The following is a 23,402-nucleotide window of genomic DNA, read 5'->3' as shown; positions in this document are numbered from 1 at the left end:
TCCTGTCCCCGCTACAGAGGTTGGAGGCGCGGTCTGCGGAAATCGCAGACCGCGCCTCTTTCGTGTTGTACCGGGAGTCGAACCCCCGGATCCTCGCCAGAGGCTTCGCCCCCTGCCTCCCCAAGTGAGTCGGTTGCTTAGGTGCCCGAGGACTGCGGGAGAGCAGGGGACCTTTGCTATCGCGCTGAGGGGCGGGGGAGCGGGGGACCTTTGCTATCGCGGCGGGGTGGGGGCGGTCCAGCAGGCGTAGCCGTCGGGGCGGTACAGGACGGCTTCGGTGGAGGGCCAGGGCAGCTCGGTGACGAGCTGGGTGGTCAGCCGGGGTGCCTGAGAGCGGGCCGCGTCGATGTGGGCCGGTGTGGTCGTCAGGAGCACGAAGTCGCCGTTGTGAAAGAGCGTGCTGGGCCGGATGGGTCCCGTGTCGGTGAGGACGTCCTGGTCCGTCAGGCGCGTGCCGAGAGCGGCGTGAGACGTCCCGTAGGTCTCGTAGCGGATCCCGAGACCGGACACCATGCCCGACAGGTACCGGCTCACCTCCGGCAGCGCGGCCAGATCGGCGAAGACGGCGCGAAGCGCGCGAGACTCGTGAGATCGCGGAGTCAGCCCTAGCTGCGCGGCGACGTTGTGCAGCACTTGAGCGCCGACAGGGTGCCGTTCGGCCTCGTAGGTGTCCAGCAGGTCGTCACCGGCCCAGCCGTGCACGGTCGCGGCCAGCTTCCACCCCAGGTTCATGGCGTCCTGCACGCCCAGGTTCAGTCCTTGCCCGCCGGCTGGGAAGTGGATGTGCGCGGCGTCGCCAGCCAGCAGCACCCGTCCCGCGCGGTAGTGCTCCGCCTGCCGCGCGGCGTCGGAGAACCGTGACGCCCACCGGATCTCCGACACCGTCGCGGACTCGCCGTAGGAGTCATGCAGCGCCTGCCGGACTTCGTCGTGCGTGACGGTGGACCGCATGTCCGCAGGCCGCGAGGCCCTGTCGCCGTACACGAAGCGGTAGAGACCCGGTTCTCCCAACGGGATCAGGCCCTTGAACGTGGTTTCGCCGGTCGGCTCACCGATGTTCCGCATCGTTCGCCACTGTTTTTGCGCACCGGCAGGTGTTTTGTCGAACAGGACGTCCGCGACCACCCCGAAACCTTCTCCGTCCACGCCGGGAAAGCCCATGCCGAGTCCTTTGCGTACAACGCTTCGCGAGCCGTCGCAGCCGACGAGGAACTTCGCGCGCAGCCGCGTTTCGCCACCGTCTGTTCGGTACCGGACAGTCACAGAGTCTTTGTCCTGAACGAAATCGACTACTTCGCTGCCGCGCATCACCTTCGTTCCTTGTGCGGCAAGCCGTTCCTCCAGGAATCCCTCAACCGCCGCCTGCGGAATCCCCAGCTGGAAAGGGAATCGAGTGTCCCAACCGTCGTAGCCGACGGGGATCATCGCGAAATGCCCGTCCTGCACCGTGGCGTACGAGCGAGCCTCCACGCCGTCCAGAAGTCCGCGCAGCTCCAGCATTTCCGCGGTGCGCGGCTGCAGGTTCAGCGCCTTCGACAGCCCCGTGCGCTCGGGATGCCGTTCCAGCACCACGACATCGACGCCGGCGAGCGCGAGTTCATGCGCGAGCATCAGCCCCGTCGGGCCCGCTCCGGTCACGACCACGTCCGTCCCCAGGTTGTGCATACCACTCCTTAACAACGTTAAATTGACCTGCGCCCAGCGTGCCCTTAACATTGTTAAATTGTCAAGGAGTGATCACTGGAGAGAAGGTTGAAAGTGGGTCTGACCAGGCAGGACATCGTCTGCGCCGGGCTGCGACTGCTCAACGATGTCGGGCTCAACGGGTTGACGCTCCGCCTGATCGCGCAGGAACTCGGGGTCAAGGCTCCGGCGCTGTACTGGCACATGAAGAACAAGCAGGAGCTGCTCGACGAGATGGCGACGCAGATGTACGCCGACGCGATGCCGGGCCGCGTGCCGGAAGGTACGGGGGAAAGGGAGGCTCTCGAGCTGGCATCACGGGCGATGCGGCGGATGATGCTCGCTTACCGTGATGGAGCGAAGGTCTTCTCCGGGACTTTCATGACCGACGACAGCCTGCTCGGTGACAATCCGCTGCTGGGGCGGGTCGAAGCGGGGCTCGAACCGTACCTGGCCGGCCGAGCGTTGTTCACCGTCTACAGCTACGTCATCGGCTTCACGATCGAAGAGCAGGCCGTTTACCCGGTTCCGGGCCAACGGGACCCACGCTATGACGTCACACCCACCGCGTGGGTCTTCGACGAGGACGTCGAGGGCAGGTTCGGCGACGGGCTGACCATGGTGCTCGACGGCGTCTTCGCTTGGCTGGATGACAAACTTGCGACATAAAGCCAGGTCAAAGGCCCTTTGAAAAGTTAAGGGTACCCCCCTGAAACCCGGTTTCGCCCCCATGTAATCTATTAACACAACGACGCGGGGTGGAGCAGCTCGGTAGCTCGCTGGGCTCATAACNNCAGTCTGCGGAAATCGCAGACCCGCGCTTCTTTGTTTTCCGGTATCCGTGGCGCGTGTGCCCTCCGGGTCGATCACCCGTCGTCGTTGGTCGGGGTGGGGGACGCCTGCCGCTGTCCGTGGCGAAGGCCGGTTGCGCAGCGTGTCCGGTCCTTTGTGGACAGGCGTAGCGCGTTGGGCCGAATGAGCGCATATCACTAGCCACAATGGACAGATGCGCTGACCACAGTGGACACAGGTTCGGAAAAGTGGGACCGTGGAGTACGTGTCCGAATTGAATGCAACAGCCGCCGCACTGCTCGGTCTTCTCCACGACGGTCCCGCCACGGGCGGGCAACTGGTCGCGGGGGCGGGTGAGCGTTTCGGCGCCTTCTTCAGCGTGACCCGCAGCCAGGTGTACCGGGAGCTCCCCGCCTTGTCGAAGGAGGGCCTCGTCCGCCTCGGCAAGCAGGGCCCGCGGTCGAGCCAGCAGTACCTCATCACCGCGGCGGGCAAGAAGGCGTTCAAGACGTGGCTGTCCTCCGAAGCCGGTCCTGACCACCTCCGCAGCCCGCTGATCCTGCGTCTCGTCCACGCCGGTTCGCTGACGGTGAAGCAGCGCTCGACGCTGCTCGAGTCGGCGCGCGCCAGCTACACCCAGCAGCTCGACGAAGCCAAGGCCGCCACCAAGGCCGCCGACGGCCCGTACGCCAAGGCTGTCGCCGAGTTCGCGCAGGCGCAGGCGAAAGCGGCACTGAAACTGCTGGACTCCATCCCCCAGTCCTGACCCGGACAGGTGCCCACGACCGGTTCCCCGCAACCGGTCGTGGGTTTTGCCGTAACCTTGGCCGACGTGAGTGATGAGTTCGATGCGGCACTGAAGGACCTGGCCGGCAAGCTGACGCAGATCGAGTCGGTGATGGACCTGGATGCGCTGCGTGCCCAGGTGGCCGAGCTGGAGGAACAGGCGTCCAGCCCGAACCTCTGGGACGACCCCGAAGCGGCGCAGAAGGTCACCAGCCAGTTGTCCCACCGGCAGAGTGAGCTGCGACGCATTTCCGAGCTGCGGCAGCGGCTCGACGACCTGGGCGTCCTCTATGAACTGGCCGAGGACGAGGGCGACACCGCCAGCGCGGCCGAGTCCGAATCCGAGCTGACGGCGCTCACCAAGGACATCGACGGGCTCGAGGTCCGCACGCTGCTGTCGGGTGAATACGACGTGCGGAACGCCGTGGTCACCATCCGGTCCGAGGCGGGTGGCGTCGACGCCGCCGACTGGGCCGAGATGCTGTTGCGGATGTACCTGCGCTGGGCGGAGCGGCACAACTACCCGACGGACGTCTACGACATCTCCTACGCCGAAGAGGCCGGCATCAAGTCCGCGACGTTCAAGGTGACCGCGCCCTACGTCTACGGCACGCTCTCGGTCGAGCAGGGCACGCACCGGCTGGTGCGCATCTCGCCGTTCGACAACCAGAGCCGCCGCCAGACCTCCTTTGCGCATGTCGAGGTGATGCCCGAGGTCGAGGAGGTCGATCACGTCGACATCCCCGAGAAGGACATCCGCGTCGACGTGTACCGCTCGTCCGGCCCCGGCGGCCAGAGCGTCAACACGACCGACTCGGCGGTGCGCATCACGCACATCCCGACCGGTGTGGTCGTTTCGTGTCAGAACGAAAAGTCGCAGCTGCAGAACAAGGCGGCCGCGATGAAGGTCCTCCAGGCGCGGCTGCTGCAGCGGAAGAAGGAAGAGGAGCGCGCCGAGATGGACGCGCTCAAGGACGGCGGCTCCAGCTGGGGCAACCAGATGCGTTCCTACGTGCTGCACCCGTACCAGATGGTCAAGGACCTGCGGACCGAGTTCGAGGTCGGCAACCCGTCGTCTGTTCTCGACGGTGAGATCGACGGTTTCCTGGAGGCGGGCATCCGCTGGCGCAAGCAGTCCGGAGCTGCGTAACAACCCTGCGTGAGAGAGCAAGGGACCTTTGCTGTCACTTTCCGGGGGAGAGTGACAGCAAAGGTCCCTTGCTCGCTTGGCCGCCGGGACCGGGCTACCCGGGCTTGACGGCGGGCATGGGTAGTATGCCGAACCGTGATCCGGCTCGAAGAGGTTTCCAAGGTCTACAAGACCTCGACCCGTCCCGCCCTCGAAAGGGTGTCGGTCGAGATCGACAAAGGTGAGTTCGTCTTCCTGATCGGTCCCTCGGGATCCGGGAAGTCGACCTTCCTGCGTCTCCTGCTGCGCGAAGAGGTGCCGAGCAAGGGTCGCGTGATGGTCTCCAACTTCGACGTCGCCAAGCTCGCCCGCCGCCGGGTGCCGCGCCTGCGGCAGACCATCGGCTGCGTCTTCCAGGACTTCCGCCTGCTGTCGAACAAGACCGTCGCCGAGAACGTCGCCTTCGCGCTCGAAGTCATCGGCAAGCCGCGCCCCACGATCCGCAAGGTCGTGCCCGAGGTGCTCGAACTCGTCGGCCTCGACGGCAAGGCCGATCGCCTCCCCAACGAACTCTCCGGTGGTGAGCAGCAGCGCGTCGCGATCGCCCGCGCGTTCGTGAACCGCCCGCTCGTGCTGCTCGCCGACGAGCCGACCGGGAACCTGGACCCCGACACCAGCCAGGACATCATGTTGCTGCTGGAGCGGATCAACCGCACCGGCACGACGGTGCTGATGGCCACCCACGACCATGGGATCGTGGACTCGATGCGGCGAAGGGTCGTCGAGCTTCAGCTCGGCAAGGTCATCCGTGACGACGCCCGAGGCGTCTACGGCATCGGCCGCTGACCGGCCCCGCCCTCCTCCGTAACCCACGACTTCCAAGGGACATCAACCCCGATGCGCGCCAGTTTCGTCTTCAGCGAGGTAGTTACCGGCTTGCGCCGGAACATCACGATGACCATCGCGATGATCCTCACCACCGCGGTCTCCCTCGCCATGCTCGGCTTCGGCCTGCTGGCCGTCGGCACGATCGACAAGATGAAGGCCAACTTCCTCGCCGATGTCGAGGTATCGGTCTATCTGGTCAACGACATCAGCTCGGGTGACCCGAACTGCTCGCAGTCCGCCTGCCAGTCACTGCGCGAGGACCTGCAACGCAACGACGGCGTCGAGTCGGTCGTCTTCGAGAACCGCGCGCAGTCGTTCGAGCGGTTCAAGAAGATGTTCGAGAGCCAGCCGGAACTGCTCGCGCTGACCGGGCCGGAGGCGCTGCCCGCGTCCCTGCACGTCAAGCTCAAGAATCCCGAGCGCAGCCAGGCGATCATCCAGGAGTACACCGGCAAACCCGGCGTCAGCAAGGTCGACGACCAGCAGAAGGCACTGGACCGCGTGTTCAACGCGCTCAACGGTGTGCGGAACCTGGCCTTCGGGGCCGCGCTGATCATGGCCATCGCCGCGCTGCTGCTGATCGCCAACACGATCCAGGTGTCGGCGTTCACGCGGCGTACCGAGGTCGGCATCATGCGCCTGGTCGGCGCGACCCGCTGGTATACGCAGCTGCCGTTCCTGCTGGAGGCGGTGGTCGCCGGCCTTGTCGGCGCGATCATCGGCATCGTCTTCCTCGTGCTCACCAAGGTGCTGTTGCTCGACCTGGTGCTCACGGGTGACGTGTTCCCTGCGGTCGGCATGCTCGAATTGCTGTTCCCGGTGGCGCCGATCCTGCTCGCCGTGTCGGTCATCATTTCGGCCATCACCGGCTACGTGACGCTGCGCCTGTACGTGCGCCACTGACCCGCCCGATAACCACCTGCCCGAACACAGAAACTCACGTAGAGTCGCCGCTATGCCCAAGGAACGTGGACACAAGGTGATCGTGTCGAACCGCAAGGCTCGCCACGATTACTCCATCCTCGATACCTACGAAGCCGGTCTCGTGCTCGTCGGTACCGAGGTGAAGAGCCTGCGTGAAGGACGGGCATCACTGGCCGACGCGTTCGCCACGGTGGACGACGGCGAGGTCTGGCTGCGCAACGTGCACATCCCGGAGTACGTCCAGGGCACGTGGACGAACCACACCCCGCGGCGCACCCGGAAACTGCTGCTGCACCGCCAGGAGATCGAGCGGCTCATCGGCAAGACCAAGGAGAGCGGGCTTTCCCTGGTGCCGCTGTCGATGTACTTCAAGGACGGCAAGGTCAAGGTCGAGATCGCGCTGGCCAAGGGCAAGAAGTCCTACGACAAGCGGCAGGACATCTCCAAGCGTGACGCGGAGCGCACCATCAGCCGGGCCCTCGGCCGGGCGCTGAAGGGCCGGTACAACGATTGATCCACGGCCCCGCCTCCGACGCCGAGATCCCGGGCTGGATCGCGGCGCTGGGCATCGACGGGCTCGTGGACCTTCACCTGCACTTCCTGCCGAAGCCGGTGATGGACAAGGTGTGGGCCTATTTCGATCAGGCCGAGGAGCACTACGGCATGGCCTGGCCGGTGTACTACCGCACGTCGGAAGAAAAGCGGATCGAAACCCTGCGCTCGTTCGGCGTGCGCAAGTTCGCGCCGCTGGTCTATCCGCACAAGCCCGGGATGGCCGAATGGCTGACGTCCTGGGCGCTGGAGTTCGCCGAGCGCGTCCCGGACGCCGTGCCGACGGGCACGTTCTACCCGGAGCCGTCGGCGCTGTCCGTTGTGGACGGCGCGCTGCGCGCGGGCGCCCGCTGTTTCAAGGCGCACGTCCAGGTCGGCGCCTACGACCCGCGTGACGCACTGCTGGACGGCGTCTGGGGCGCACTGGCGGACGCGGGTGTCCCGGCGGTCGTCCACTGTGGACACGGACCGTTGAAGGGTGCTTACACCGGGCTACGGTTGTTCGAAGAGATCCTGGTGCGGCATCCGAACCTGACCCTGGTGCTCGCCCACGCCGGGATGCCCGAGATCGACTTCGCGTTCGAGCTGGCCAGGAAGTATCCGCGTGTGCACCTCGACACCACGATGGTCGGGGTGGAGTTCACCCGGCGCGGTAACCCGCTCCCACCGGACTGGACGGACCTGCTGGCCGAGTTCCCCGACCGCGTCGTGCTCGGCACCGACTTCCCCAACATCCCGTACTCCTACGCCACGCAGTTGCAGGCGATCGCCGGCTGGGCGGCCGACGATCGCCTGGGTGAGCCGTTCCTGCGGGCGGTGCTGCACGACACTCCCGCGAAACTGCTCAGCGTTTGAGCTGCGCCGACTCGGTGACCGAGAGCGCGCGGCCGAGCAGCCGCGTCCCCAGGTCCGAGATCGAGATCTGCTTACCGGCCAAGACGAATCCACCCGTCGCCAGCGCCACCCACGGCACCGGGCCCTGCGTGATCCCGTCGCTCAGCGGGGCGAAACCGTGCGCGGCCAGTCCCAGCAGGCCACCGGCGATAGCCAGGCCGGCGACGACGAGTTGAGGTGTGTGCGCGGTCGATGCCGGGCCGGAGCTTTGCGTTTCGAAGCGGGCGAAGAGCCGCAAGAGACCGAGGAGCACCAGTCCACAGGCGCCGAGCCAGGCCGGGACCATCGTCAGCCACAGCACGGAACCCGGTTCGGGAGTCTCGTAACCCAGGCCGTAGACCGCGACGCCGGAGACGACGATCAGGGCAGGCATGTGCCACAAGTAGACACTCATGAACCGTGGGCCGATCCACTTCAAGGCGGCGTCGAGGTTCGGGCGGGCGACCAAAGCGTTCAGCTGCGGTTTGAAGGCCAGCAGGAGGCCGATCTGGCCGATCGCGAGGAAGGCCAGCAGCACGGTCGGCGGGCTCATGTTCGACACCGGGGCGCCCGGCATGCCGATCATGCTGGCGGGGTAGGGCCCGAAGGCGACCATCAGCGCGGTGATGCCGAAACCGGCGGCGGACATGCCCAGCGCGGCGTTGCGGCTCAGTGAGCCGAGACGGCCCTGCGTGTAGTGGAAACCGAGCTGGTGCACGGCCATCCAGACGAAGACGGCGTTCGCGAACCCGATCAGGCCGAGGTCGTTGAAGCGGGCGACGTCGACGAGGACGGCGGCGGCGAGCATCACGAGCGGGACTTTGAGGCCCCAGCGACGGTGTGCCGCGGCCAGCGTCGGCGTGAGCAGCACGGTGAGCACGTACACGGCAAGGAACCACAGCAGCTGGGCGGCGATCGCGCCGCCGACCTGCAGCGGCTGCTCGGGAATGCCCATCCCGCGCAGGATGTCCGGGACGAAGAGCCAGACGGCCACGAGCGGCAGCACCGGGATCATCAGCCGCTTGAGGCGGCCCGCGAGCCAGGAACGCGAACTTTCCGCGCGGCCCAAGGAGATCAGGTTCGCCGCGCCACCGGCGAAGAAAACCAAGGGCATCACTTGCGAAAGCCAGGTCAAAGCCCACCAGCCAGGCGTCGCGAGCGCGTTCCCGGTGGAGAGGTGGCCGTCGGCGTAGGAGAGCACCGGCATTCCCCAGTGCTGAACGACGACCGCGAGGATCGCGACCGCTCGGACGATGTCCAGGAACCTGTCCCGGCCCTGTTTCTGGCTCGTGTGCATGGAAAAGAGCCTGGTGCTTCAGGGCTGCCAAAACAGCGGTGCGGGCCGCCGTATCGATCTTCCGGTTTTCGTCCTCCGGAGGTGGAGTTTTCCCTACCCCACACCGTCGGTTTCGGGCTCCGGCCGCGGCGCGGGTTCCGGGACCGGGGCGGAGCACAGCCGGAACTCCCAGCGGTCGTCCTCGGCGAGGCCGAGTTCGTACCGGGTCTCGATCTTCGGCCCGTCGTGCAGATGGACGTGTTTGAGCACGGTGCCCGCGATCGGCTCGGTGTCACCGAGTTCCTGGACACGCCCGTCGAGAGGCCCGCCGAAGAAGCGGACGTTGTGGGAGGGCCTGTCGGTCATGGGTCCTCCTCGGTTCGGCTCGTCTCTCACCAACAGTCTGCCCATGTTAGGTGAGTGACGGCTTCGCCACCAAGAGCTACTTCAGCGTCCTAAGTAAGTGAGCACCGCGCGGACGCGGCGGTGCTCCACCGAACTCGCTTCCAGGCCGAGCTTCGAGAAGATGTTGCCGATGTGCTTCTCGACGGCACCGTGCGAGACGACGAGCGAGTTCGCGATCGCGGTGTTCGACAGGCCTTGCGCCATCAGCCCCAGCACCTCGGACTCGCGGGCCGTGAGGGCGTCGAGGGGGTTCTTGCGGCCTCGTGCCATCAGCTGGGCGATGACGTCCGGGTCGATGGCCGTCCCGCCGCCGGCGACCCGCTTGACCGCGTCGAGGAAGTCCCCGACGTCCGCGACGCGTTCCTTGAGCAGGTAGCCGACTCCGCCCGCGCCGCCGGACAGCAGCTCCACGGCGTAGCTCTCTTCGACGTACTGGGAAAGCACCAGGACGGGCAACCCTGGGACAGCCTCACGGGCACCCAGGGCCGCGCGCAGGCCCTCGTCGGTGAAGGTGGGCGGCATCCGCACGTCGACGATCGCGAGGTCCGGCCGGTGCTCCTTGACCGCGCCCAGCAGGTCGTCGCCGTTGTCCACGGCCGCGACGGTCTCGATGTCCTCGTCGGCGAGCAGACGGATCACCCCCTCGCGCAACAGAACCGCGTCTTCGGCGATGACAACCCGCATGCTGCCCCCAGCTTCGTGAGTGAATGGCGGAGCCTATTCACTCACGAGCTGATCACCATTGACACGGCAGGTCCGCGCGAATCACCGTCGGGCCACCGGGCGGGCTGACGACGGTGATCACGCCGTCGATCGTGGCCGCCCGGTCGGCGAGCCCGGCGAGGCCGCCGCCAGGCCGGACCTCGGCGCCGCCGTGCCCGTTGTCGGTGATCTCGACGATCACCATCGAGTCCGTGCGCCACACCTTCACGCCCGCTTCGGTCGCTCCGGAGTGCTTCGCGATGTTGGTCAGTGTCTCGCCGACGATGAAGTACGCCGTCGTCTCGACCGCCGCCGGCGGCCGCGGTTCGACGTCCACCTGGACATCGACGTGGATCGGGGACTTCGCGGCCTGCGCGGACAGCGCGGCGTCGAGGCCGCGGTCGCCGAGCACGGCCGGGTAGATGCCCCGGGCGAGATCACGCAGTTCCGACACCGCGAGCTTGGCGTCCAGGTGCGCTTCGTCGATCAGCTCACGTACGGCGTCCGGGTCCTGGTCGAACTTCGACTTCGCGCGGCCGAGGCTCATCGCGACGGCGACCAGGCGCTGCTGAGCGCCGTCGTGCAGGTCACGCTCGATGCGGCGGCGTTCGGCCTCGGCCGCGTCGACACCGCGGGCCCGTGACGCTTGCAGGTGCTCCGCCTTCTGCTCCAGCCGCTGAGTGCGGTTGGGGCCGAGGAAGGTGAACGCCAGGTTGCCGTGCAGCCAGGCGAGCCACGGGGTCACCCAGATCGCCATCGGCAGCAGCACGATGGACGCGAGCGCGATCGGGAGTTCCACGCAGGCCAGCGGGAACGCGAGCATCAGGTAGGCGAGGTCGCGCCAGGTCGTCGCGTCGGTCAGCCGGGTCAGCCAGCGTTTGACCAGCGTCAAGCCCTCCAGGGGGAGCCGCTCGACCGGTTCCAGCGGTGTGCCGAGCATCTTCCGCGCCCAGCCGCGTTCGCGGTCGGCGGACCAGCGGATGAAGTTGGTCGTGGCCATGAGGATCGGGAAGCCGATCCACACCACCACGGTCGCGATCCCGACGGCGAGGCCCGTGACGATCAAAACGAACTGGAGAATCCGGAAGAAGAAGCTGACGATCATGTAGACGATCGACTTCAGTGGCCGCGGTCGCGGAATCTCCACGTGCTGTACCTGCTGGTCGATCGTCATCCGGTCACCGTGCTCTCGCCCCAAGAGTCCTCGAGACGGCGGCGCTGGGCGTGGGTGGGCCCGAGCAACGCCGTCGCCAGCCGGGCATGCGTGCCGGCCAGCGCTTTCGTCAACGCTACCGAGAGAGCGATGCACAGCACCCCGAGAGCGGCCCACGGCAGCGCCGAGACCGTCGAGTCGACGGTGAACCACGGGACGTCGTAGTTCGGGAAGCGGTACTCGCCGCCCGGGAGGAAGCGGTAGTAGATCGGCAGGCCCGCGAGGCCGAGACTGGTCGACCAGAACACCGTGACCAACACGAACTCGACGATCCCGACCGGGAACAAGAGGAAGAAGTAGCCGAGGTCGCGCCAGGTCGAACGGTCCTTCAGCCGCGCCTTCCAGCGCACGGACTGGCCGCCGACGGGCAACGGGAGGTACGGCAGGTCGATGTAGCGGTCGAGCAGCGCGTACACCCTGGCGCGCTCCATCCGGGCCGCCCCGCGGACCGACAGGATCACCAGCGCGAGGATCGGCAACCCGATCCAGACGACCGCCGTACCGATGCCCAGCCAGACGAACGACATCAGGAGGGTGAACGCGAGGATGCCCATCGGCAGGTTCATCAGCAGGTAGACCAGCGAGCCGCCGAAGGACGGATCGGACCTGCTCAGCTCCCGCTCGGCCGCTAGCGAACTCATGGTCGTGCCCCTCTCTGGTTCGAGGAGACAAGCATCGCCTGCCGGAGCGGGCCGGTGACATGGTGCCCGCGGGCATCTCGCAGGTGGGGCTAGCCCCACCGCGAGGATTAACCGGGTTGCCGTCCGCGTTATGCTGTACAGGTTGTGTCCCATCAAGGGGGTGAACGGTTTCGACTTTGGACGTTGAATCAGGAGAAGCGTGCCGGTGCAGGCGAGAGACCACCGTAAGCGTCATCGCAAACCAATAAGCGCCGAGCCTAAGAGCCAGCGCGAGTTCGCTCTTGCTGCCTAAGCAGTAGAGCAACTCTGTCGGTCCGGGGTCGCCTCCGACCCGGTCACCGGCATCAGCTAGGAGGCTTACCGCCACACTCGGCTACGGGGTGTGGTTGGGAATCAAACAGTGGCTGGGCTCGTCACTTCAGCTTGTTCGCGTGACTGAAGGGGCCAAGTAGAGACATAGCGGACTGCGCACGGAGAAGTCCTGGTGATACGCCAGAGGACCCGGGTTCAATTCCCGGCACCTCCACTGGTCGACGGAAGCGGCTCTGCCCCTCGGGGTAGGGCCGCTTCTTCGTGTGCGCTCCGGCTGAACGGACTGTGGGCTCGCTCTTGCTTCAGATCGAGCCGGCGTCGAGGTCCCCGGTACTCGGTTCGCAGTTACCGGGCGAGGAGGTCGAAGGGCTGCTCTCCTTGGCGAGGAGCGCACTCGACAGGCGCTCTCCGCGGCCGTTGTGGTGATTGTGGGTTTTATGTTGCGAAGTACTGAAGCGATCTTCGCTGACCGGACATTCTTAAAAGGTGCTTCGCGTGCTTCGCTTTCTTCGGGATCGCTACGTAAATCTTGATAGCACAGGTGCTCGAACAGGTGTAGCGTTGATCACGTGGCCAGCGAAACAGTTCTCGGCGAGTGTGCACCGAGTGGTGGCGTGCTTATACGGCGACGTTGCATGTCCGTAAGCAGGAAATCGAGGTATTGAAGCGCCGGTTGGATGCGGAGCAGTACGCGATTCTGGCGGAGTCGAATTCCCGCGGGGTCCGTGGCTGTACGGGGCATTCGACGTTGATGGGGGTTGATTTTCAGGATTTCACCGTGTCGGAGAAGGAAGCTTCGGCTCGTGCTGATCGGGCACTGGCGTTGCATCCCGGGGTGGTTATCGGTGGGGATGTGGTGCCGCCGTTGACCGCGGAGGCTGCGGCGGAGGATGCGATCGGTGATGGTCAGATTGGCGCGATCATCGGCGCTCTCGCTCAGGTGCCCTCCTTTGTTCCCGAGGATGACGTGCGGGCAGAGGAGAAGATCCTGGTTGATCTGGCTCGCCGGGCCGGGCTGAAGGAGATCATGAAAGCCGGGCGGCGGATGCTGAAGATGATGGATCCCGACGGTAAAGAGCCCCGTGACGAAGGCCCGAAAGATGCCCGTCCGGAGTTGCGGTTCATCAAGCATCGTGATGGCACGCTGGGGTTCGCGGGGACGTTGGATCTGGAAACGTATGCGCGGTTGAAGTCCGATCTTGATCCGCCGGCCAAGTCGCACAAGGCCGTGGACAGTGTCCGGGACTCCTGTAGCAAGGGTGAGCGTTATGGGGATCGGTTGATCCATAAAAGCGAATGGAAAGTCCGGATCGCCCTCGACGGACTACCGGAATTCATCGCCCCCGCCTACCTCGACCCCACCGGAAAAAAACACCATGCACCTACGGGCATAGGCAGAACTATTTGGCCGCGGTCAGCCTCGGAGAATGCGGCTTCGTGTGCATCGGTGTGGGGCCGGACCGTGAATCGTGTTCGTCCACGGTGTGCTGCTCGGCGGCCGGGATGCACGGCGGGGCCATGCGCCCTTGACTAAACGTGGATGCTGTTCGCGCCGGATCGCCCGGGCGCGGGAAGTCGCCGGACGGCGTGCAGGACTTCGCGGCCGTGCGACGGCCTGAGGTGGTTCGGACACTCACCGTGGTCGAGCCGCCCGGGACCGAAGTGATCCGGGGTGGCGAGGTCGTCGGCGCGTGGAGCTGCGGAAGCTCCTCGCTGGGCTGCCGGAGGAGCCTTACGAGGTCTTCAAGGCGTTCTTTCCGCTCGCCGGCTTTTGCCACCAGGCGACGTAGCGCGCGGTGCTCGTGCGCTGGCCGGGATGAGGCCTCCGGTGACACGGAATTGCTGCTGGATGTGTTGGCCTCGGCCGATCCCCGATGTTCGTGAGCACCGAAGGGTCGTCGGCCGGAGTGCGAGTCATCGCCGACACGATCGCGGACAGGACCAGCGCGAGCCGCGCCGTCGTGGCGGGGACGGGGCATTCGATGCCCGACACGGGTGCACCGTTCAATGCCCGATTCGAGTCCCTTTTGGATCACGGAGCGTAGCCGAATCTAGATCATTTTTGTCTCAGTTCACCCGCGCCGGGAACTGCCGCGGGGTGGGATGTCATGCTGAGTGTCCGACCATGGCCCTCTTTCGAACCGACCCCGTGTCGCCGGAGGGCCGGAAGAAGGTGGCAGATGACCTGGGCTAGGCATTCCAGTCGTCCCGATCCCGCTGAAGACCAGAGCCGGATGGCTGGGGTGCGCGCGGAGGAAGAAGTCCGCCTCACCCTGCAGAACGGCAGAGCCGCGCGAACCGTCGCCGGGCACGCTTCGGATGCTCTCGACTGTGCGGAACTGCTGGCGATGCTCGGGCTCGAGGGAGTCCAGAAGAAGCACGCTCAGCGCACCTGACCCCCGATCCGGGTGGTCAGTTCGGCCGCGGTCAGACGGACCGCTTCGGCGAGGTCAGGCCAAGTTTCCTCGCAGCCTTCCGCCCCTGGGCAGAGGTGGCGCAGCGTCACGCTGATCGCGGCCATCGGCCGGCCCCCGTGGTCGAAGACCGGGCAGGCCACCGAGGCGAATCCTTCGGTGACGTGGCCGTCTTCGACCGCCCAGCCGAGCCTGCCCTCCGCGTTCAGCGTTCGCCGCAGTTCGGCGAGGGTGTGCGGGCCGCGGCCGGTGCGCAGGACGAACGCCGACGCGGCAGGGAAGAGCGCACGCACGTGCGGCGACTGCAAGTGCCGCAAAATCGCTCTGCCCGAGGCAGTGAGCTGGCCGGGTAGCCGGACGCCGACCTCGGTGACCAGTGTTTCCGGCCGCGTGGGTCGCTCTTTGACCAGATAGAGCGACTCGTTGCCGTGCAGCACGCCGAGATGCGCGGTATGGCCGACCCTGTCGGCGAGTTTACGCAGCAGCGGGACCGCGAGCCTCTCCAGCGGGTCGTGCCTCAAGTAGGCCGAGCCGAGTTCGAACGCGGCGATGCCGAGGCCGTACCGGCGTTCGGTGGGCAGGTGCGCCACGAAACCGGCGGCTTCCAGTTCGGCGAGCAGGTGATACGTCGTCGAACGCGGGAGGTCGAGTTCGCGCGCGATCGCGGCGGCGGACATCGGGCCCGGCCGGGCGGCGAGGGCGCGAAGGATGCCCAGACCGCGGCGCAGTGCCGGGACCTCGCTGCTCTCACCCATCGTGACCTCCTGTCTCGCTCAGCGGCGGTAGCAGGGGACCTTTGCTATCACTTCCCTCAACGTCGAGAGAAGTGATAGCAAAGGTCCCCTGCTCTCCCGGTGCTGTGTCTTGGATACCAGACACAACCACCGGTTGGGGCCGCCCACCAGCGGGCATGGCGTTGTCCAATGGGGTTATGTCGGAAACCGTACTTCTGGGGTCTGAACCGCTTCGGCCCGAACAGGTCGTCGCGGTCGCCCGTGACCACTCGCCCGTCGCGGTCAGCGAAGCGGCCGAGAAGAATCTCGCCGCGACGCGTCAGCACATCGACAATCTCGCCCACGCCGAGACGCCGACGTACGGCGTTTCGACGGGCTTCGGGGCGCTCGCCACCAGGCACATCCCGCTCGAGAGCCGTACGGCGCTTCAGCGGTCGCTGATCCGTTCGCACGCGGCCGGCGCGGGCCCGGTTGTCGAGACCGAGGTCGTGCGCGCGCTGATGCTGCTGCGTCTCCGCACCCTGACCAGCGGCTACACCGGCGTCCGCCCGAGCACCGCGCAAGCGCTTGCGGCCCTGCTCAACGCCGGAATCACCCCGCTTGTACACGAGTACGGCTCCCTCGGCTGCTCCGGTGACCTCGCGCCTCTCGCCGCTGTAGCGCTCGCGCTGATGGGGGAGGGCGAAGTCGAGTACAACGGCGAAGTCGTTCAGGCGGGCGTAGCGCTGAAGGACGCCGGGATCGAGCCGGTCGTTCTCGCGGAGAAGGAAGGCCTCGCCCTCACGAACGGCACCGACGGCATGCTCGGGATGCTCCTACTGGCCGCGGCGGACCTGCGCAAGCTTCTCGACACCGCCGACATCACCGCGGCGATGAGCGTCGAAGCGCTCCTCGGCACCGATCGCGCCTTCGCGGCCGACCTCCAGGCCCTGCGCCCGCACCCCGGGCAGGCGCTGAGCGCCGAGCGCATGTGGAAAGCGCTTCAGGACTCGAAGATCGTCGAGAGCCACCGCGGACCGGACTGCAACCGCGTCCAGGACGCGTACTCACTCCGCTGTTCGCCCCAGGTGCACGGCGGCGCACGCGACAGCCTCACCCACGCCGAACTCATCGCCGAGCGTGAGCTCCACTCCGCGGTCGACAACCCGGTCGTGCTGTCCGACGGCCGTGTCGAATCGAACGGCAACTTCCACGGCGCCCCGGTCGCGTACGTACTCGACTTCCTCGCCATCCCGCTCGCGGACGTCGCCAGCATCGCCGAGCGCCGCACCGACCGCATGCTCGACAAGGCCCGCTCGCACGGCCTGCCGCCGTTCCTCGCGTTCGACCCCGGCGTCGATTCCGGCCACATGATCGCCCAGTACACGCAGGCGGCCGTGGTCAGCGAACTCAAGCGTCTCGCGGTGCCGGCGTCGGTCGATTCGATCCCGAGCAGCGCCATGCAGGAGGACCACGTCTCCATGGGCTGGTCCGCCGCGCGCAAGCTGCGCAAGGCCGTCGAGGGCCTCAACACCGTCCTCGCCATCGAACTGCTCACCGCCGCGCGGGCACTCGACATGCGCGCGCCCCTCGCCCCGTCCCCGGTCACCGGCCGGGTCCGGGATCTTGTCCGTACCAAGGTCGAGGGCCCCGGCCCCGATCGTCACCTGGCGCCGGAGATCGCCGCCGCCGGAGAACTCGTCGCGTCGGGCGCCGTCCTCGCCGCGGCCCAACTGGAGGTCTGAGCCCATGTCCCGCACGGTCCGTGCCGCCCGAGGCACCACGCTCACCGCGAAGAACTGGCAGACCGAAGCCGCGCTGCGGATGTTCCACAACAACCTCGACCCCGAGGTCGCCGAGCGCCCCGAGGACCTGGTCGTCTACGGCGGCACCGGCAAGGCCGCCCGCAACTGGGCCAGCTTCGACGCGATCACCCGTGAGCTGACCAGTTTGGAGCAGGACGAGACGCTGCTCGTCCAGTCCGGCAAGCCGGTCGGCGTGTTCCGCACGCACGAATGGGCGCCGCGCGTGCTCATCGCGAACTCCAACCTCGTCGGCGACTGGGCGACGTGGCCGGAATTCCGCCGCCTGGAGGCGCAGGGCCTCACCATGTACGGCCAGATGACCGCGGGGTCCTGGATCTACATCGGCACGCAGGGCATTTTGCAGGGCACGTACGAAACCTTCGCCGCCGTGGCGAAGAAGCGGTTCGGAGGCAGCCTCAAGGGCACGCTCACCGTCACCGCCGGTCTCGGCGGAATGGGTGGCGCGCAGCCGCTGGCCGTCACCATGAACGACGGCGTCGCGCTCGTCATCGAATGTGATCCGCAGCGCGCCCACCGCCGCGTCGAGACGCGTTACCTCGATGAGGTCGCCGACGACCTCGATGACGCGGTCCGCCGCGTGGAAACCGCGAAGAAGGAGAAGCGCGCGCTGTCCGTCGGTGTGGTCGGCAACGCCGCCGAGGTGCTGCCGGAACTGCTGCGCCGCGGCGTCGAGGTCGACATCGTCACCGACCAGACCTCCGCGCACGACCCGCTTTCCTACCTGCCCAAGGGAATCGGCGTGGACGAGTGGCAGGACTACGCGGACAAGAAGCCCGACGAGTTCACTGAACGCGCCCGCGAGTCGATGGCCGAACACGTCGAGGCGATGCTCGGCTTCCTCGACAAGGGCGCGGAGGTGTTCGACTACGGCAACTCCCTGCGCGGCGAAGCGAAACTCGGCGGTTGCGAGCGCGCGTTCGATTTCCCGGGGTTCGTGCCCGCCTACATCCGCCCGCTGTTCTGCGAGGGCAACGGGCCGTTCCGCTGGGCGGCGCTGTCCGGTGATCCCGAGGACATCGCGGCGACCGACCGCGCGATGCTGGAACTGTTCCCGGAGAACGAATCCCTCGCGCGCTGGATCAAGCTGGCAGGCGAGCGCGTGGCCTTCCAAGGACTTCCGTCGCGGATCTGCTGGCTCGGCTACGGCGAACGGCACCTCGCGGGCCTGCGGTTCAACGAGATGGTCGCCAGTGGCGAGCTGAAGGCGCCGGTCGTCATCGGCCGTGACCACCTCGACTCGGGCAGCGTTGCCTCACCGTACCGCGAGACCGAGGGCATGGCCGACGGATCCGACGCGATCGCCGACTGGCCGCTGCTGAACGCGCTGGTCAACACCTCGTCGGGCGCCAGCTGGGTGTCCATCCACCACGGTGGCGGTGTCGGCATGGGCCGCTCGATCCACGCGGGCCAGGTCAGCGTGGCCGACGGAACCCAGCTCGCCGCGCAGAAACTCGAGCGCGTGCTCACCAACGACCCGGGCATGGGCGTCATCCGGCACGTCGACGCCGGATACGACAGCGCGGCCGACGTCGCCGACGAGCGCGGCGTCCGCGTGCCGATGCGGGACGCCGAGTGACCGCGTCTTCGCTGCTGGAGGAGATTTCGGACGTCGGCCGCGACCCGAAACGCGGCGGCTATTCGCGCCACGCCTTCGACGCGGCCGAAACCGAACTGCGCGCGTGGTTCGTCGAACGCGCGGGGCGACTGGGACTCGGTGTCGAGACCGACCGCAACGGCAACATCTGGGCCTGGTGGGGCACCCCCGGTCCGGACGCCGTCGTCACCGGTAGCCATCTCGATTCGGTTCCCGGCGGCGGCGCCTTCGACGGCCCGCTCGGTGTCGCGAGCGCGCTCGACGCGGTGGAGATCTTGCAGGCCAAGGGATTCCGCCCCGCCAAGCCGTTCGCCGTCGTGGTCTTCGCCGAGGAGGAGGGTGGCCGTTTCGGGGTGCCGTGTCTCGGGTCGCGGTTGCTGACCGGCACCATAGATGCGGACAAGGCACGCGGCCTGCGTGACCCCGACGGCGTGACGTTCGCCGAAGCGGCGACGAAATCCGGCCTCGATCCCGAACGCGTCGGCCGTGATTCCGAGCGGCTCGGCCTGATCGGGCGGTTCCTCGAACTGCATGTCGAACAGGGGCGCGGGCTGATCGACCTGGGCTCGCCGATCGCCCTCGGTAACACGGTGATCGCGCACGGCCGCTGGCGATTCTCCTTCCAGGGTCAGGGAAACCATGCCGGTGCGACGCTGATCGGCGACCGTCGTGACCCGATGATCCCGGCGGCCGAGACCGTGCTCGCCGTGCGGAAACTGGCGAAGGCGAAGGCTGACGCCAGGGCCACGGTCGGCAGGCTCGTGCCGGTGCCGGGCGGCACCAACGTCATCGCGTCCACTGTGGACCTGTGGCTGGACGCGCGGGTGCCGGGCACGGATACGCCCGGACTGGTCGCGGAAATCGTCAAACTGGCCGAGGAAGCGGCAGGTCAGGAAGGATGTCGGGTCGAGGTGACCAGGGAGTCGTACTCGGACGACGTGATCTTCGACGACGCGCTGCGCCGCGACCTCGGCACCTGGCTGGGCGGGCCGCCGGAGCTGCCGACCGGCGCCGGGCACGACGCGGCGATCCTGGCCGGGTTCGTCCCGTCCGGGATGCTCTACGTGCGCAATCCCACCGGTATCAGCCATTCCCCGGAGGAGTTCTCGGAGGCGGAGGACGTCGACCACGGCGCCCGCGCGCTCGCGGACGTCCTGGAGAAGTTGTCGACATGACGACATATTGGTGTGAACGTGCCTGGCTGCCGGACGGGATCGCCGATGCCGTCCGGATCGAGGTCGACGGCAGTAAGATCACTTCGGTGTCGGCGAACGCGCCTCGCGAAGGAACTGTCCTGAATGGACTGACTTTGCCCGGCTTCGCCAACGGGCATTCGCACGCGTTCCACCGGGCGCTGCGAGGCCGGACGCATCACGATCGCGGGACCTTCTGGACGTGGCGGGAGCGGATGTACTCGCTCGCGTCCCGGCTCGATCCGGATTCGTACTATCGCCTGGCGCGTGCGGTTTACGCGGAGATGGTGCTGGCCGGGTACACGAGTGTCGGCGAGTTCCACTATCTGCACCACGCGCCGGGCGGAAAGCCTTATGCCGAGCCGAACGCGATGGGGGAGGCGCTGCGGCAGGCGGCCGAGGACGCCGGGATCCGGCTCACGCTGCTCGACACCTGCTATCTCGCGGGCGGCATCGGCGTCGAACCCGACGAGGTGCAGCGGCGGTTTTCCGACGGCTCGGCCGGGAAGTGGGCGCAACGAGTCGGCGACTTGCGGGAGGACGAGAAGTTCCGGGTGGGCGGCGCGATCCATTCGGTGCGGGCCGTTCCCGAAGATCAACTGTCCGAAGTGGACAACGGAACGCCCGCGAATCGGCCGCTGCACATTCATCTTTCGGAGCAGCGGGCCGAAAACGAGCAGTGTATGGCGGCCTATCACTGGACTCCGACGGGACTGCTCTGGGACAACGGCGTGCTCGGTGATCGGCTCACCGCGGTGCACGCGACGCATCTGACACCGGGCGATATCAAGTGGCTCGGCGAAGCTGGTAGCCGTGCGTGCTTCTGCCCGACGACCGAACGGGATCTCGGTGACGGCATCGGCCCGGCGCGGACGTTGCTGGACGCCGGGGTGCGGCTGTCGCTCGGCAGCGACAGCAACGCGGTGGTCGACGCGTTCGAGGAGACCAGGGCGCTGGAACTGAACGAGCGGCTCGCCAGCGAAAAGCGCGGGCGGTTCACTGCGGAGGAACTGCTCGCGGCGGCGACGGATCACGGCGCGGTCGGCTGGGACGAGGTCGGCGCGCTGGCTCCGGGCGCGGGCGCGGACCTGGTGACGATCGGTCTCGGTTCGGTGCGGACCGCGGGGATCGAGCCGTCCGGGGTGGTCTTCGCCGCTTCCGGTGCGGACGTCCGGAATGTCGTCGTCGCCGGGCGTGAGATCGTCCGCGATGGCGCACACCAGCTGATCGACCGGCCGGAAGCGGTCTTGGCCAAGGAGATCGAGGCACTGTGGCAGTCCTGATCACGGGTATCGGCGAACTCACCACGAACGACGCCGAGCTGGGCAAACTCCACGACGCGGCCGTCGTCATCGAGGGTGAAAAGATCGCCTGGGCCGGCGCTGCGGCGGACGCCCCGGACGCGGACGAGCGGGTCGACGTCGACGGCCGGGCGGTGCTGCCCGGCTGGGTCGACAGTCACACGCACCTCGTCTTCGCCGGGGACCGGACGGCCGAGTTCGAGGCGCGAATGGCCGGAAAGGCGTACAGCGCCGGGGGTATCGCGGTCACCGTCGACGCGACGCGGTCGGCGTCCGACGAGCAGCTGGCGGCGAACCTGCGGCGCCATGTCGACGAAGCGGCGAAGCAGGGAACGACCTGCCTGGAGACGAAAACCGGGTACGGGCTCAACGTCGAGGACGAGATGCGCTCGGCGCGGATCGCCGCCGACGTGGCCGACGAGGTCACGTTCCTCGGCGCGCACCTGGTGCCGCCCGGTGCGGACGCGGAGTCCTATGTGGACCTGGTGTGCGGCGACATGCTCGACGCCGTGGCGCCGCTGGTGCGGTGGGCGGACGTGTTCTGCGAGACCGGTGCGTTCGACGAGGCGCAGTCCGGGCGGGTGCTGAAGGCGGCGCGCGAACGCGGGCTCGGGCTGCGGGTGCACGGCAATCAGCTGGGGGAGGGGCCAGGCGTCCAACTCGCCGTCGAACTAGGTGCGGCCAGTGTCGACCACTGCACGTACCTGAGCGAAGCGGACGTAGCGGCTCTCGCTGCTTCGGAGACCGTCGCGACCTTGCTGCCCGCGTGCGACCTGTCGACCCGGCAGCCGCTGGCGCCGGCGCGGCGGCTCCTGGACGCGGGGGCGACGGTCGCGCTGGCCAGCAACGCGAACCCGGGTAGCTCGTACACGACGTCGATGGCGTTCTGCGTCACGACCGCCGTGCTCCAGATGCGGATGACGATCGACGAGGCCGTGTGGTCGGCCACCGCGGGTGGGGCGCGGGCGCTTCGGCGTGACGATGTGGGCGTCGTGCGGGCAGGGGCGCGAGCCGACCTTCAGGTGCTGGAGGCGCCTTCGGTCACTCACCTCGCGTACCGGCCCGGAGTGCCGCTGACTGCCGCTGTGTGGCGGCGGGGCACGCGTCTGACCAGCGGAAAGTAGCAAGGGACCTTTGCTATCGCTTACTTAGGCATGCTAAGCGAGTGGGAGCAAAGGTCCCTTGCTCTCCCGCTGGGATCAGGAGGCTTGACCGAGGGTTTCCTCGACGCGCTCGCGCAGTGCCGGCGGGAGTTCGCCGAGCAGGGGGGACCACTGCTCGACCCGCTTCTCGCTCAGGTGGGTGAGCAGGTCGAGTAGCGGCGGCCACAGGTCCTCGTCGGCGGCCGCGACCTGTAGGAGCCCCCGGAAGCGGGGCTCGGAGAGCAGGCCGAGGACGTGATCGATCCGGCTCTTGTCGTCGAGGACGAACGCGATCCGGATCAGTGCCTCGTCGCCGATGACGTCGAGGGCCTTCCGCACCGTCGGATCGGGCAGGTGACCGACGAACCGGCCGACGGTGATCCAGTCCTCGCGGCGCACCAGTTCGCCCGCGACCGCGACGACGGTGTCGAGCGGGATCCGCGCGATGATCGCGCTCGCCCGGCGCGGGTCCAGTTCGGCCGCGACGTCGGACAGGAACCGCGGCCTCAGGCGTTTCGCGACGTCGACGCCCCGGGAGACGTCCACCAGCCCGGCGATCCGGGCGCACAGAAGCGGGCCGAAGACCTTCTCGGCGATTTTCGCGAGGATCGGGCTCGGGATGAGCTTGCTCGCCGTCGCCATCCGCTCGAGGGTGGCGCGGTTGGCGTCGAACAGCTTGTTCGTGACCTGCTCGCGGAACGCCTGGAGTTCGGCCGCGTCGACGTTCCCCAAGTAGGAGAGCCGTTCGGGGGTGGTGCCGAGGACGCGGGCGAGTTTGAGGATTTCCGCCTGCGAGGCGAAGTTTTCAGTGGTCACAGGCCCACCACCTTGCGAATGGTGCCACGCAGAAGCGCGGGTACGTACTTCAAGCCCTCTTCGCCCGCTTCGGCCAAGGCCTTGGCCTGGCGGTGGCGCGCGTCGCGCAACGCGTCGGAGAGGTCCTGTTTCTCGGTGTCGGCCAGCGCTTCGATGCCTGCCGGGACAGGACCGCCTAGCTGACCGGAGAGTGTGCGCTCGGCCATGGTCGATCATCATGCCTCATG

23 protein-coding genes and 1 other RNA gene are annotated in these 23,402 nt (G+C 67.4%); 15 read left to right on the top strand and 9 right to left on the bottom strand.

The window, feature by feature from the left end:
- Positions 1-213 precede the first annotated feature (213 nt).
- Positions 214-1,665, bottom strand: coding sequence for an FAD-dependent monooxygenase (locus tag BS329_RS15205; protein WP_076161046.1), 1,452 nt, complete (start codon positions 1,663-1,665; stop codon positions 214-216).
- A gap of 93 nt (positions 1,666-1,758) precedes the next feature.
- On the opposite strand from BS329_RS15205, the gene BS329_RS15200 reads away from it, so the two are divergent.
- From BS329_RS15200 to BS329_RS15170, 7 genes are all read left to right on the top strand, one after another.
- Positions 1,759-2,352, top strand: coding sequence for a TetR/AcrR family transcriptional regulator C-terminal domain-containing protein (locus BS329_RS15200; RefSeq protein ID WP_076161043.1), 594 nt, complete (start codon positions 1,759-1,761; stop codon positions 2,350-2,352).
- A gap of 388 nt (positions 2,353-2,740) precedes the next feature.
- Complete coding sequence (locus tag BS329_RS15195) at positions 2,741-3,241, top strand: PadR family transcriptional regulator (protein WP_039920095.1); 501 nt, start codon at positions 2,741-2,743, stop codon at positions 3,239-3,241.
- 66 nt (positions 3,242-3,307) lie between these two features.
- Complete coding sequence (gene prfB, locus BS329_RS15190; RefSeq protein WP_143253030.1) at positions 3,308-4,411, top strand: peptide chain release factor 2; 1,104 nt, start codon at positions 3,308-3,310, stop codon at positions 4,409-4,411.
- 135 nt (positions 4,412-4,546) lie between these two features.
- Entirely contained in the window at positions 4,547-5,236 is a 690-nt protein-coding gene (ftsE, locus tag BS329_RS15185; protein WP_076161040.1) for a cell division ATP-binding protein FtsE, read from the top strand.
- 51 nt (positions 5,237-5,287) lie between these two features.
- Positions 5,288-6,181, top strand: a complete 894-nt coding sequence (ftsX, locus tag BS329_RS15180) for a permease-like cell division protein FtsX (RefSeq protein ID WP_076161038.1) — start codon at positions 5,288-5,290, stop codon at positions 6,179-6,181.
- A 52-nt stretch (positions 6,182-6,233) separates the two neighbouring features.
- A complete protein-coding gene (smpB, locus tag BS329_RS15175; protein ID WP_061981176.1) occupies positions 6,234-6,716 on the top strand; it encodes an SsrA-binding protein SmpB in 483 nt (160 codons plus the stop codon).
- Positions 6,713-7,609, top strand: a complete 897-nt coding sequence (locus tag BS329_RS15170; RefSeq protein ID WP_076161035.1) for an amidohydrolase family protein — start codon at positions 6,713-6,715, stop codon at positions 7,607-7,609. The genes smpB and BS329_RS15170 overlap by 4 nt, the downstream gene beginning before the upstream one ends.
- Here the strand turns inward: BS329_RS15170 and BS329_RS15165 are convergent.
- From BS329_RS15165 to BS329_RS15145, 5 genes are all read right to left on the bottom strand, one after another.
- On the bottom strand, positions 7,599-8,924 hold the full coding sequence (locus BS329_RS15165; protein WP_076161033.1) for an acyltransferase family protein: 1,326 nt from the start codon (positions 8,922-8,924) through the stop codon (positions 7,599-7,601). The two genes, BS329_RS15170 and BS329_RS15165, sit on opposite strands and share 11 nt — an antisense overlap.
- 93 nt (positions 8,925-9,017) lie before the next feature.
- Positions 9,018-9,269, bottom strand: coding sequence for a hypothetical protein (locus BS329_RS15160; protein ID WP_076161031.1), 252 nt, complete (start codon positions 9,267-9,269; stop codon positions 9,018-9,020).
- Positions 9,270-9,350: 81 nt separating this feature from the next.
- Positions 9,351-9,992 carry a response regulator transcription factor gene (locus BS329_RS15155; RefSeq protein WP_076161029.1) on the bottom strand — a complete coding sequence of 214 codons (642 nt, stop codon included), beginning with the start codon at positions 9,990-9,992 and terminating at the stop codon, positions 9,351-9,353.
- Positions 9,993-10,044: 52 nt separating this feature from the next.
- Positions 10,045-11,184: a sensor histidine kinase gene (locus BS329_RS15150; RefSeq protein ID WP_076161026.1), complete on the bottom strand. Its 1,140-nt coding sequence runs from the start codon at positions 11,182-11,184 to the stop codon at positions 10,045-10,047.
- Positions 11,181-11,864 carry a sensor domain-containing protein gene (locus tag BS329_RS15145; RefSeq protein WP_076161024.1) on the bottom strand — a complete coding sequence of 228 codons (684 nt, stop codon included), beginning with the start codon at positions 11,862-11,864 and terminating at the stop codon, positions 11,181-11,183. The genes BS329_RS15150 and BS329_RS15145 overlap by 4 nt, the downstream gene beginning before the upstream one ends.
- 156 nt (positions 11,865-12,020) lie before the next feature.
- Here BS329_RS15145 and ssrA point away from each other — a divergent pair.
- The 3 genes from ssrA (at position 12,021) to BS329_RS42540 (ending at position 14,572) form a co-directional block, all read left to right on the top strand.
- Positions 12,021-12,393: a transfer-messenger RNA gene (gene ssrA, locus BS329_RS15140) on the top strand.
- 378 nt (positions 12,394-12,771) lie between these two features.
- The gene (locus BS329_RS15135) at positions 12,772-13,710 is read left to right on the top strand and encodes a DUF222 domain-containing protein (protein WP_279628153.1); all 939 of its coding nucleotides are present in this window, start codon (positions 12,772-12,774) and stop codon (positions 13,708-13,710) included.
- A 646-nt stretch (positions 13,711-14,356) separates the two neighbouring features.
- A complete protein-coding gene (locus BS329_RS42540) occupies positions 14,357-14,572 on the top strand; it encodes a hypothetical protein (protein ID WP_143253029.1) in 216 nt (71 codons plus the stop codon).
- On the opposite strand, the gene BS329_RS15130 is transcribed toward BS329_RS42540, so the two are convergent.
- Positions 14,560-15,345, bottom strand: a complete 786-nt coding sequence (locus BS329_RS15130) for an IclR family transcriptional regulator (RefSeq protein ID WP_076161021.1) — start codon at positions 15,343-15,345, stop codon at positions 14,560-14,562. The genes BS329_RS42540 and BS329_RS15130 overlap by 13 nt on opposite strands.
- Positions 15,346-15,521: 176 nt before the next feature.
- Here BS329_RS15130 and hutH point away from each other — a divergent pair, with 176 nt between their 5' ends.
- The 5 genes from hutH to hutI are packed head-to-tail and all read left to right on the top strand — an operon-like array spanning position 15,522 to position 22,341.
- Positions 15,522-17,048 (top strand): histidine ammonia-lyase, encoded by a 1,527-nt coding sequence (gene hutH / locus BS329_RS15125; protein ID WP_076161018.1) that lies wholly within the window; start codon positions 15,522-15,524, stop codon positions 17,046-17,048.
- Between the two features lie 4 nt (positions 17,049-17,052).
- Complete coding sequence (gene hutU / locus BS329_RS15120) at positions 17,053-18,705, top strand: urocanate hydratase (RefSeq protein WP_076161016.1); 1,653 nt, start codon at positions 17,053-17,055, stop codon at positions 18,703-18,705.
- Entirely contained in the window at positions 18,702-19,898 is a 1,197-nt protein-coding gene (locus BS329_RS15115; RefSeq protein ID WP_076161013.1) for an allantoate amidohydrolase, read from the top strand. The genes hutU and BS329_RS15115 overlap by 4 nt, the downstream gene beginning before the upstream one ends.
- The gene (locus BS329_RS15110; protein WP_076161010.1) at positions 19,895-21,199 is read left to right on the top strand and encodes a formimidoylglutamate deiminase; all 1,305 of its coding nucleotides are present in this window, start codon (positions 19,895-19,897) and stop codon (positions 21,197-21,199) included. The genes BS329_RS15115 and BS329_RS15110 overlap by 4 nt, the downstream gene beginning before the upstream one ends.
- A complete protein-coding gene (gene hutI / locus BS329_RS15105; RefSeq protein WP_076161008.1) occupies positions 21,187-22,341 on the top strand; it encodes an imidazolonepropionase in 1,155 nt (384 codons plus the stop codon). Before BS329_RS15110 ends, hutI begins: the two co-directional genes overlap by 13 nt.
- A 75-nt stretch (positions 22,342-22,416) precedes the next feature.
- On the opposite strand, the gene BS329_RS15100 is transcribed toward hutI, so the two are convergent.
- The gene (locus BS329_RS15100; RefSeq protein ID WP_076161005.1) at positions 22,417-23,175 is read right to left on the bottom strand and encodes a hypothetical protein; all 759 of its coding nucleotides are present in this window, start codon (positions 23,173-23,175) and stop codon (positions 22,417-22,419) included.
- The gene (locus BS329_RS15095) at positions 23,172-23,381 is read right to left on the bottom strand and encodes a hypothetical protein (protein WP_076161003.1); all 210 of its coding nucleotides are present in this window, start codon (positions 23,379-23,381) and stop codon (positions 23,172-23,174) included. The genes BS329_RS15100 and BS329_RS15095 overlap by 4 nt, the downstream gene beginning before the upstream one ends.
- Positions 23,382-23,402: the final 21 nt, after the last annotated feature.

This window comes from Amycolatopsis coloradensis (assembly GCF_001953865.1).
Taxonomy (GTDB): domain Bacteria; phylum Actinomycetota; class Actinomycetes; order Mycobacteriales; family Pseudonocardiaceae; genus Amycolatopsis; species Amycolatopsis coloradensis.
Note: the sequence above shows the minus strand (reverse complement) of the source record. Positions and strands in the feature narration are given on the sequence as shown.